Origin of the sequence: Bacillus sp. DX4.1 (genome assembly GCF_030348195.1) — a bacterium.
GTDB lineage: Bacteria > Bacillota > Bacilli > Bacillales > Bacillaceae_G > Bacillus_A.
The window spans coordinates 3,290,916-3,302,924 of the sequence record NZ_JAUCFT010000008.1; the positions used below are offsets into that span (position 1 = coordinate 3,290,916).

6 protein-coding genes and 2 pseudogenes are annotated in these 12,009 nt (G+C 35.6%); 2 read left to right on the forward strand and 6 right to left on the reverse strand.

Translation table 11 applies throughout. The annotated features are described in order from the left end of the window. Window positions 1-286 precede the first annotated feature (286 nt). Together QUF99_RS19715 and QUF99_RS19720 are read left to right on the forward strand one after the other, a co-directional pair. Window positions 287-1,960: a ribonuclease J gene (locus QUF99_RS19715; RefSeq protein ID WP_289372199.1), complete on the forward strand. Its 1,674-nt coding sequence runs from the start codon at window positions 287-289 to the stop codon at window positions 1,958-1,960. A gap of 198 nt (window positions 1,961-2,158) precedes the next feature. Beyond that, window positions 2,159-3,721, forward strand: a pseudogene (locus QUF99_RS19720) (IS3 family transposase). A 228-nt stretch (window positions 3,722-3,949) separates the two neighbouring features. On the opposite strand, the gene QUF99_RS19725 reads toward QUF99_RS19720, so the two are convergent. The 6 genes and pseudogenes from QUF99_RS19725 to QUF99_RS19750 form a co-directional block, all read right to left on the reverse strand. Next, a complete protein-coding gene (locus QUF99_RS19725) occupies window positions 3,950-4,372 on the reverse strand; it encodes a YfmQ family protein (RefSeq protein ID WP_289372200.1) in 423 nt (140 codons plus the stop codon). A 137-nt stretch (window positions 4,373-4,509) separates the two neighbouring features. Then, window positions 4,510-5,988 carry an aminotransferase class I/II-fold pyridoxal phosphate-dependent enzyme gene (locus tag QUF99_RS19730; protein ID WP_289372201.1) on the reverse strand — a complete coding sequence of 493 codons (1,479 nt, stop codon included), beginning with the start codon at window positions 5,986-5,988 and terminating at the stop codon, window positions 4,510-4,512. A gap of 192 nt (window positions 5,989-6,180) precedes the next feature. Continuing rightward, window positions 6,181-7,614: a MocR-like pyridoxine biosynthesis transcription factor PdxR gene (pdxR, locus tag QUF99_RS19735; RefSeq protein WP_289372203.1), complete on the reverse strand. Its 1,434-nt coding sequence runs from the start codon at window positions 7,612-7,614 to the stop codon at window positions 6,181-6,183. 412 nt (window positions 7,615-8,026) lie between these two features. Beyond that, window positions 8,027-8,221, reverse strand: a complete 195-nt coding sequence (locus tag QUF99_RS19740) for a hypothetical protein (protein WP_289372204.1) — start codon at window positions 8,219-8,221, stop codon at window positions 8,027-8,029. 608 nt (window positions 8,222-8,829) lie between these two features. Next, complete coding sequence (locus QUF99_RS19745) at window positions 8,830-10,221, reverse strand: amino acid permease (RefSeq protein ID WP_289372205.1); 1,392 nt, start codon at window positions 10,219-10,221, stop codon at window positions 8,830-8,832. Between the two features lie 435 nt (window positions 10,222-10,656). Further along, a pseudogene (locus QUF99_RS19750) lies at window positions 10,657-11,724 on the reverse strand (IS256 family transposase); the annotation flags it as partial. Window positions 11,725-12,009: the final 285 nt, after the last annotated feature.

Consider the following 12,009-nt stretch of genomic DNA (forward strand, 5'->3'; position numbering starts at 1 on the left):
AAAAACTTTTTAATGTTTGTTTTTCAAGGGAAAAACAAGAAAAAAAACGGGATTTAATCATTATGTATTCGAAAAAAATAATGGTACCCAAATTCCAAATCAGGTACCACCAGAAGAAAATTCAATCCGAGCTTTTGAAACAGCTACTCCACATGAATTGATAAAAGGAAAATGAATATTTGTTTCACTATAAATTGGAATAACATTTAGTTAGATGGGTAATTATAAAAAAAATTCCGTATTTCTTCGGACATACTTGCATGTTTTAAAAAGGAGGGTATTCATTTTGAGTACAGTAAAAAATACACTATCCATTTTTGCTTTAGGCGGCGTAAATGAAATAGGCAAAAATATGTATGCAATACAATATGCAGACGATATCGTGGTAATCGATTGCGGTTCTAAGTTTCCGGATGAAAGTTTATTAGGAATTGATTTGGTTATTCCTGACATTACATACTTGCAAGAAAATAAGGATAAGATTCGGGCTTTAGTTGTTACACATGGACATGAGGATCATATTGGAGGAATCCCGTATTTATTAAAACAGTTGAATGTACCAATTTATGCAACACGTCTAACGCTAGGGTTAATTGAACTTAAATTAAAAGAACACGGACTTCAAAATTTAACGCGGTTGTGTGTTATTGACTCTGAATCATTAATTGAGTTCGGACAGATAAATCTAACTTTTTTCAAAACGAATCATAGTATCCCTGATTGCCTTGGTATTGCTTTTCATACACCAGAAGGCACAGTCGTACATACAGGTGACTTCAAATTTGATTTGACTCCTGTAAATAATCAATATCCGGATATTCATAAAATGGCTAACATCGGAAGTAATGGCGTTTTAGCTCTACTCTCTGAAAGTACGAATGCGGAACGTCCAGGCTTCACTCCATCAGAACGATTTGTAGGCGATCATATTCAAGAAGCATTCATCAAAGCTCGCAGAAAAGTTGTTATCTCTACCTTTGCTTCTAACGTTAATCGTGTACAGCAAGTGGTACATGCTGCTTTAAAAACGAATCGAAAGCTCGCCTTGCTCGGGAGGAGCATGGTAAATGTAGTGTCTGTTGCACTGGAGCAAGGTTATTTGGATATTCCTGAAGGGATGTTAATTGAAGCAAATGAAATCAATCGAATGGATCCAGAAAAAGTAGCTATTCTTTGTACTGGTAGTCAAGGTGAACCTCTGGCTGCTCTATCTCGTTTAGCCAGTGGAAACTATCGACAGGTGGATATCCTGCCTGAAGATACTGTGATTATAGCTGCAACTCCTATACCAGGAAATGAACGCAATGTTTCACGTATTATAGATAATTTATTTTTATTGGGAGCTAATGTTATTTATGGATCGGGAAGTTCAACGGGAATGCATGTTTCCGGACATGCCTATCAAGAAGAATTAAAATTAATGCTCACTTTAATGAAACCAAAATATTTCATTCCTATTCATGGCGAATTTAGAATGTTACATCATCATCGCTTATTAGCAGAATCCGTTGGTGTTAAGAAAGATAATATTTATGTTATTAACAATGGTGATGTTGTCGATATAAGCAACCAAGTGGCTCGTCAATCTAGACGAATACCTGCAGGGAATATATATGTAGATGGATTAGGCATTGGTGATGTTGGAAATACTCTTTTACGTGACCGCAAACAGCTTTCTGAGGATGGTATGCTTGTTATAGTTATCACTCTTAGTAAAAGGGATGGGAAAATTATTTCTGGTCCAGACACGATTTCTCGTGGATTTGTATACGTTCGCGATTCGGAAGATTTCTTGAAGAAAATTAATCAACTAGTTGTAACAACCATTAACAATTTACAAAAAGCAAATATTAGCCAATGGAATGTTCTTAAAAGAGACATAAGAGAAACACTTGGCCAGTTTATATACTCACATACAAAAAGAAAACCAATGATTCTTCCTATAATAATTGAAGTATAAAATGACTGCTTTCATGTGCTAATCAAATAGTCGAATTAATTCAAAGTGTAGCTTTATAAAAAAGTTTGATTAACAAGATCTTATAAACACTTATTTTAGTCCAAAGAAAAAGAATCCATTTAGACAAAAGATGATATGCTCCCCATTAGGTAGACAGATAAAAAATAAAAACCTGTTTATCTAAGGGGAGTATTTTCTATGGCTCGAATTAAATATTCTAAAGCTGAAAAATTGGCCATTTTAGCTCTTTATAAAGATGGTCATCATTCAATAGCTGACATTACTGCTAAATTTTTTGTTGATTCTGGGACGATTAGAGATTGGAAGAGAAGGTATGAAGTAAATGGTGAAGACGGCCTAGAAGAAGCAATTTCTTGGAAGCGTTATTCAAAAGAGTTAAAGTTAGCAGCCGTCAATGATTATCTATCAGGACACTATTCGTTATGCAAGGTTATCCAAAAATACAATATATCCAGTACTGCTGTTTTGAGAAAATGGATTAAAAAGTATAATAGTCATAGAGAATTAAATGATACCGGTAAAGGAATGACAAACTCTATGACAAATAGAAGAAAAACAACATTAGAAGAACGAATTCAAATTGTAAATTACTGTTTACAACACCAGAAAAACTATCAGCGCGTAGCCGAAAGCTATGAAGTTTCTTATCAACAAGTATATCAATGGGTCAAGAAGTTTGAAGCAAATGGTGAAGAAGCACTACAAGATAAACGAGGTCGAAAAAAAGAGGAATATGAATTAACAGATGAAGAAAAGTTTAAGCTGGAAGTGAAACGTTTAGAGCGAGAAAATGAACGATTACGTGCAGAAAATGCTTTTTAAAAAAAGTTAGAGGAACTCGAAAGGAGGCATCGTTAACAAGCATTCGCCTACAAAATAAATATAGAGCGATTCAAGATTTACACGCGAATGAAAATCTGCCAGTAATCCTTTTATGTGAAATTGCCGGTGTATCTCGTGCTGCTTATTATAAATGGCTACAGCGTACGCCGACAGCTAGAGAATTAGAGAATGAAGCAATTCTTCAGGATATTCAAGCTATTTATGCACGAGTAGGAGGCATTTATGGGTACCGAAGAATGAAATTAAATATTAATAGGATATATCATAAAGAATTTAATCACAAACGTATTTATCGCTTACTGCACATCGCTGGATTACAGTCTGTGATTCGTCGGAAAAGAAAGCGCTATGTTCCCTCATCTGTGCAATATGTCGCTGAAAATCGACTCAATCGTGAATTTACTGCAAGCAAGCCCAATGAAAAATGGGTAACAGATATCACGGAGTTCAAATTAGGAAACGGAAGGAAAACGTATTTAAGCGCCATTTTAGATCTTTACGATGGCTCCATTATTAGTTATGTATTGGGACATTCAAACAATAATAAATTGGTATTTCGAACGTTGGATCAAGCTATCACTATATTAAAAGAAAATGAACATCCATTGATTCATAGTGATCGAGGGTATCAATATACGTCACATGGGTTTAAGAGAAAAATAGAAAAAGCAAAAATGATTCATAGCATGTCACGTGTAGGAAAATGTATAGATAATGGACCAATGGAATCGTTTTAGGGAACGTTGAAGTGTGAAAAATATTACCTACATAAGTATGAAACATTTGAAGTGTTACAACAAGCAATAGATGATTATATCCAGTTTTACAATAACGAACGTTACCAAGAAAGATTAAACGGCTTGAGCCCTCTTGGAATACAGGGTTCAAGCCGCTTAAAATATTTTTATTATTTCCACTGTCTATTTGACAGGGAGCTGTTCAAGACTGCTCAAAATGGATTCTTTCATTGCGCATGATGACTTGATTTTTATAAAAAAATTTGATTATTTTTATTTAAAACAGTAAATCCCTTTAGCTTACTACAATCATAGATACCACTAGATACAACTATTTCTGAACTACCCCAATTTCATTTGAAAAAAAACCGTCTCTTTGACGATCCTTTTAAACTAAATCCCCCGTTACTAACATAGAACGTTTTTGAAGGCTATCGGAACGCAGACTATACGCGACTACTTTCTTCTTGTACTGTTTGACTACATCAACGTGATCGTTGTAACTGTACACAGAAAACCTAACATCATTTTTGCCCCTCTTAGTATTAATGACCAATGGAGTCCCACTGCTCTTTGGAGGAAAATAATGTCGCTCTAAAAATATCGCTTGGTTAAAATGATTAATAACTTGAATTTCATCTTCACCTTCCAAGCGTTTTCCGTCGATAGTTACGGTGACAGTCACGTCATTAAGTTTTGGATGCAATTCAAATTTGCTGACAAACGAGTCCACAACAGAGGTTGGCAGACACGTCACTATTATTTTAATACAACCCATAAGAATCAACGAAAGTATTAACCAGGTCGGCATGTTTTATCATCTCCGTTCCGTTCTAAAATAATATTGCTATATTATTTTAGAACAATTAGTTAATTTTTGTACATTTTCCCCATACTAACCACATATATATTCCTCTTTTTTCCTCTAAAAAATATAATTCTTTGAAACTATTCATTTATAGCACGATCTTCTTTTATTACGCGAAATGATTTCAGCTCATAATCTTCAGCACCTTGAACAGGAAGACCTACTTCCTTATTCTTTTTCGTATATATTAGGTTTTCTTCCGTAATAATTTCACCGGGAATGAAAATAGGAATGCCCGGCGGATAAATCATGACAAATTCGGCCATAATTCTTCCGACCGCTTCTTCAAATGGAATCATCTCCGTTTCGGCATAGAATGCTTCCCGCGGCGTTAAAGCGAGTACTGGAATGTCTGGCAATAATACAGACGCATTTATATTTGAATTCGTCTGATTTTCAAACGCAACCGACAGTTCTTTCAACGCATGAACAAGCTTTAATAAGTCTTGTTCGGTATCACCGGGTGTGGTAATACAAAGAATGTTATACAGATCTGACAGTTCAACCTCAATGTTAAACCTTTCACGAAGCCATTTTTCTGCATCATAACCAGTAATTCCAAGATCTTTTACTGAAATAAGGAGTTTAGTTGGATCCATGGTAATCGCAGCATTTGTTCCTAAAATCTCACGGCCGACACAGTACAGATATTCAATTTCATTAATTTGTGCACGGGTTTGTTCAGCCAAACGAATCGTAGTTTCTAGTAAAACTTGTCCTTCAGTCGCTAGTTGTTTTCTGGCCACATCTAAAGAAGCTAGCAAGATATATGAAGTGGATGTAGTCGTTAACATACTTAAAACCGCTTGTACACGCTTCGGTGAAATACGACTTCCTTGCAAATTTAAAATGGAGCTTTGTGTCAGTGATCCCCCTAATTTATGCACACTTGTCGATGCCATATCAGCACCTACTTGCATTGCAGAAAAAGGAAGTTCATCGTGGAAATGAATATGAGCACCATGCGCTTCGTCTACCAGAACCGGAATATCACGTGTATGAGCGATGTCTACAATTTTTTTCAAGTCTCCAGAGATTCCAAAATAGGTAGGGTTAATTACAAGTACAGCTTTAGCATCTGGGTGCTGTTCCAACGCTTTTTCTACAGCTTCAGGTGTAATCCCGTGTGAAATACCAAGATTCTTGTCAGCCTCGGGGTGAATGAAAATAGGAGTTGCACCTGAGAAAATAATACCGCTCATTATAGACTTGTGTACATTACGAGGTACCAGAATTTTCTCTCCCGGTCCGCATACACTCATTACCATCGTCATAATGACACTACTCGTTCCTTGAACAGAAAAGAAGGTATGATCAGCACCAAATGCTTCAGCAGCCAGCTCCTGTGCCTGTTTAATTATTTCTTTTGGATGATGTAAATCGTCCAATGGTTCGATGTTGATCAGATCTATGGAAAGAGCATTTTCGCCAATAAACTCTTTAAATTCAGGATCCATTCCTCTTCCTTTTTTATGGCCCGGAATATGGAATTGGATCGGTTGTTTTTGTGCATGTTCTACAAGTGCAGTAAACAATGGAGTTTTAAATTGAGAACACATTTTTAGTATTCACCTCTTAATCATAAAATTTAATAAATCTTAATATAAAGAATTAATAATTAATACTCTGGGGGCAATAAGCTCCCAACAAAGACACATTTCATAGTGACAATTTGAATGATAATAAAACATATATTATGCAACTATTTTGGCATACACCATCTCCCTTTCTTTACTTTTTTATATGCATTATTATCGAATGCTATTTAGAGTCTCCACAAATCTTGTAACCCCTACATGAATGTGGTTCGTGTTCACTCTTCCAAAAGTAAAACGTACATACTCTTTTTTCGAGCCCAAAACACTTCCTGGAACAAAAGCTACACCATTTTGTATAGCTCTTCCTAATAAATGATATTCATTAATTGGGTCCTGCACCTTACACCATAAATGGATTCCACCCTCTGGAACAAGAAATTCAACCCGATCACCTAAAAGTTCACCAAGACTTGTGATTAATTGATTCCTTCTCTGTTTGAGTTGTTTGCGAAGCATAGAGATATGTGCATTAAAATTTTCTGATTCTAAAAATTGATTTGCTATCCATTGAGTGAAGACACTATGTCCAAAATCTACTTGCTGCTTTGCATCTGCTAAACGTTCAATTACTCGCGGAGGACCAATAACCCACCCAATTCGCAGTCCAGATGCTACGATTTTCGATAATGAACTAATATATAGAACATTTCCATTGGGATCCATGGATTTTAAGGTTGGATTTACTTCTCCATTGAAGGAAGTTAAGCTATAAGGATCATCTTCCACAATTGGTATACCAAATTCAGATGACAATTCCAAAATCTTTTTACGACGGGACAATGAAAGAACCGTTCCGGTTGGATTTTGATAATCCGGATTTAGAAATATCATTCGAATTCGGTGCTTTTTGTGTAAATCTATCAGATCATCCGGATTCATGCCATGTTGATCCACAGGTAAATGGAATATTTTTAACCTAGCAGATTTGAACATCGGAAGCGAGAAACAATAAGATGGATCCTCAATAGCAATAGCATCTCCCGGTTTAAGCAAGCATTGAACAATAAGATTAAGAGCTTGTTGAGCCCCCGATGTAATTAGAATAGAACCCGGATCAGCATCTATGTTTTTATCTGTATCAACATGTGAAGAAATTGTTTTCCTTAACATTTCATTTCCTTGTGGATGATCATAACCCAGATTCCCCGTAAATGTTTGTTCTGAGAGAATAGTACGAAACTGATCGGTTGGAAACAAATCCGGTGACAATTCACCGCTAGCCAAATTAATCAAATCATCCTTCTGAGTTTCAGTTCGAATTCGTTGAACCAATGGCAAATTTGGGAGAAATGAACCATCTTCTACATATCTACCCCAGTTTGGGATACGTTTACGTGATACCCCCCATATGTCTGTGTTTACACGCGTTCCGCTTCCTTTTTTCCGCTCTACTACCCCAAGTGATTTCAGTTCCTCATATGCTGCTACTATCGTACTGCGGTTAACTTGCAACTCTTTTGCTAAAGTACGTTCCGAAGGTAACATATTATCTGAAGAAAATTCTCCTAAAGAAATTCCCCGTTCTATATAGTCAGCAATTTGTTTGTAGACCGGCGTCTTATCTGCACGATTGGGTTTCCATTCCATCTAGTCCCCCTCCCCCTTACCATCAGGTTTTTTGTTGATTTAAATAAAGTTCTGGTGTTAACCTCTGTTTGCTACATACTAAGTCCTTCCGTAAGAAAAGCGAAAAAAGATACAATTTATAAATCGTTTAGTTTGAAAGTATTCCTCTTTTTGAATTTAGCATAGTTTTCCTCATTCATCTCCAATTATTAAGATATTCATTAATTCTACAACGTCAATAGCAGTAACTAAGCATACATACAAAGTGAATGCCCGCTCCTGCCGCACATTCACATACTTGAGGAATGGAACTTCTTTACTTTTTCATTAAAAGGTAATATATTTTTCCATCCTTATAATAAAGAATAGTACTACGAAATAAGCCGCCAATTTGATATTATTTTGACCATCCACTTATCCAAAAATAGAAAGACTACAAGACGGCAACCGCATACCACGTAACTCCTATGAGAAGGCTTAAAAGAAGTACGATATAAATAGTAGACAAGTTAGTCACATTCTGCTTCGTAGACTGACCGTAATTTCCCTCCACATTTCTTGCAACTAATACCGTTCCCAAGAGTGATACAATTACAATAATAATGACTAATGAAATTGCAAATTCCATTGGCTTTCCCCTCTCTAAAACCAGTCTATTTGAATAGAAAATCTAATAGTTAAACTAAAAAAACTTTATATTTTCTGAATGAGAACATTTGTCTATATGAGGGTCTCATCCCATAATAACTATATGAAGCATACATATACAAAACACGTTCTATACTTAAAGAATACTACCTTTCCCTTTTATAATAAGGGATATTGGTTAAAAAAGGACCATCCACTTTCACAACTTTTTGCTCATCCACTTTGTAAGTGAAAAGTATTGTGATTCTAAGCAATTGCTATCACTAAAAAACAAAAGAAATTTAAACTTCTTTTTGAAGTAACTAAAAGGAACAATACCAGCAAAAAAGCAAACAACCTACTTATCGGTTGTTTGCTTTATATTAGCATTCTGAAACTTTGCAATTACTTTTTTGATTTATTTCATGAAAAGGCGTACGAAACTGCAGTTTCGCACGCAATGAACCAAAAATCAACTTTGTTATAGAACATATCTAATCAAGAAAAGAAATCATGCTTATGTCGTTTTAAGAAGTTGGATATATAATATTACTTTATTGATTTTTTCACTCGCTATTACTTACTCTAACGTTAACCAAACAAAGTGAATTATCGGTTAATCACTTCATCATCTGTTTGAGCATCTACTGGAACACGTTTGCCTATTCCAAAAGCATAAAAACTAATGACAACGATAGCCAGGAAAATAACTCCTACAATCAGTGAGATCCGCGTGTCTTCATTGAACCACATACCAATTAGTACCATAATTAAAAAGACAATCGTTAAATAGTTTGTAACAGGCGCAAAGGGCATTTTGAACGGATGATTGTCCATTTCAGCTCCTTTTGCTTTTCTGAATCGAATTTGACTAATCAGAATGACAAACCACGGAATCATACCAGGAAGCACACTTGCACTGTATACATACACGAATAAGTTTTTTGGTGCAATATAACTTAAAATAACGCCAATCACTAAACCAAGTAACACACCAATCGTACCGAATAAAGGCACACCGTTACGGGAGATTTTTGTAAAGTATTTTGGTGCTTGACCATTCATTCCTAATGTATAAAGCATACGTCCTGCACTGTAAATACCACTGTTACAGCCAGACATTGCAGCTGTGATCACAACAAAGTTAATCAGTCCAGCAGCTGCTGTAATCCCAACTTTTGCAAAAGTTGCAACAAATGGGCTACCAATTGAGCTTAGTTGATCCCAAGGGTAAACAGTTACAATAACAAAAATTGCCCCAATATAGAAGATTAAAATACGCCAAATCGTACTTTGAATTGCTTTAGTTAACGTTTTTTTCGGGTCTTTTGCTTCGCCAGCTGTAATCCCAATTAATTCGACACCTTGATAAGCCCCAACAACTAGTGATAGTGCAAAGAAGAACCCTGACCAGCCACCCGTAAAGAAGCCGCCATTTTCCCAAAGGTTAGATAAACCGATTGCATTCCCTCCGTTACCAAATCCAAAGAAAATAAGTCCAAACCCCGCAATAATCATTAACACAATGGTAACGATTTTAATCATCGCAAACCAAAATTCAAATTCACCAAATGATTTAACAGAAATTAAGTTCGCCGCACCAAGAATCACCATTGTGATGATACCTGGCACCCAAGCAGGCAGATCCGGGAACCAGTACTGCATGTATGCCCCAACCGCTATAATTTCTGACATTCCAACGATCACCCACTGGAACCAGTTACTCCATGCCGTCATATATCCTGCTAATGGGTGTATATACTTATGGCCAAATGTCGCAAATGAACCTGTACCTGGCTCTACATACAACATTTCTCCCATCGCACGCATAATGAGGAATATAAAAATCCCTGCGATTGCATAAGCAAGCATTACCGACGGGCCTGTCCATTGAATCGTGCTGGCTGAACCCATAAATAAACCAACACCAATTGTACCGCCCAAAGCAATCATCTGAATATGACGCGCTTCCAAGCCTCTCTTTAGTTCTTTGTTTTCCACTCCATTTCCCCCTCTTACCCTATTAAATCCCAAGCTGAACACTATACTACAATTTCTATTAGGTATCAAAATGATGAAGCAAGCGTCACTTTTTTAATCTATCTTAAAAGCTGCCCCCTAAAATCATTCTTCACTTCTTATTAATCATTCCGAACAGTTAGAAAGATTCTTCATCTTCCTTTCGTTATACAATCGCCAAATTACTTATTTTATAATAATTGATTTATCTGAAAAATACAATTGTTTTTTTTAGATAAATCAATATATAAATTAAATACAAAATAGTAACTATATTAGAAACGAAAAAATTTCATTTCAATATAATTTAAATTTTGTGAAAATTATCCAAAAACACTTCTTAGTTGGAGAAAACCTAGACGAATGATTATTTGTAATTGAACCTAAGGTTAAACATCGTCATCTATCTTCTATTAATATCTTTCTTTCCTTCGGGAATTGTTCTTTGCGTTTCGTATATTTTTTGATTTGCTTGTTAAACGATTCAATTAAATTTGTTAAATAAATACTTCTCCAAATAGACTTTGGAAATTTATAAAACGTAAAAATATATGGATTTTCAAGAAGCAATTTTGTGACTTTTGGATAAGCGGATTTCCACTTCTCTATGAAATCCTGAAGCGCTTTTTGACCCATTTCCAGATTATTAGCACGATAAATGGATTTGAAGTCATCACAAATTTCAGCACGTTCACTCATACCTACTTTATGTGAGATATTACGTGAAATATGGACGCAACACGCTTGGTATTGTGCTTTTGGGTACATGGTAAAGATACTATCTGTTATGCCTTTTAAGCCGTCAGAGATGAATAAAAGGACTGCTTCTACACCACGTTCTTTTAGATCTTCAAGAAGTTCTTTCCAGATAAATACTGATTCTGTTGGGGCAATCGTATAAGCAAGCACCTCTTTCGAACCATCTTCACGAATACCAATGGCAATATATATTGCTTCTTTTGAGACTGTTTCACGTTTCACCGCGATATAGGTCGCATCTAAATAGACACATGCGTAACGTGAGGTAAGTGCTCGAGATTGAAAAGCTTCCACCTGGCCGTTCATCGCTTTTGTCATATGAGAGATTGTTTGTGGCGTATAGTGATGGCCATACATCTTTTCAATCAAATCTGAGATTTCAGCCTTCGTTACACCTTTTTGAAACATATGAATCACAAAGGATTCCAGCGTATCATTGGAGCCTTTATAAGGTGGTACCGTTTGTTGTTTAAACTCACCATTGCGGTCGCGAGGTATGATAATCATCAAATCGCCATACTCTGTATGAAGCTTTCTCGAATAAGCTCCATTTCTTGAGTTCCCTGAATGAAACCCACTACGATCATACTTTTCGTAGTCTAAAAATGCGGTTAATTCTGTCGTTAAAAGTGTATTCACAGCCATTTCTAAATGCGCACGAAAAATCTCTGTAATATCTTCTTTTTTTACTAGAGCTTGAACAAGATCTGTTGTAAACTGATTCATAGGGAAGACCTCTTTTCTATGGATTGTTGTGTGGTAACTCCATTCTACTAGAAAAGGTCTTCCTTTTTTGTATTTATTCATTTACACAAAATATTTTATACTCTCTTCTTGAATGTTACTTCTTAGTTCTTACAAAATGATTCATTATAGCTTTGAAAGAAATTTTGATTAAATTATATGCTATATCCCCTGATAAATAGCTAAATAGAAAGAGAGTATTATCATGAGAAAAACAACGTAATTTTTGTATTGATCTAATGGTTCTGAATGTGATGAAATTTGTAA

Excerpts from the sequence above, each read along its gene's own strand:
- QUF99_RS19725 (WP_289372200.1), bottom strand. The coding sequence starts at position 4,372 with ATGCCGACCTGGTTAATACTTTCGTTGATTCTTATGGGTTGTATTAAA.
- QUF99_RS19730 (WP_289372201.1), bottom strand. The coding sequence starts at position 5,988 with ATGTGTTCTCAATTTAAAACTCCATTGTTTACTGCACTTGTAGAACAT.
- pdxR (WP_289372203.1), bottom strand. The coding sequence starts at position 7,614 with ATGGAATGGAAACCCAATCGTGCAGATAAGACGCCGGTCTACAAACAA.
- QUF99_RS19740 (WP_289372204.1), bottom strand. The coding sequence starts at position 8,221 with ATGGAATTTGCAATTTCATTAGTCATTATTATTGTAATTGTATCACTC.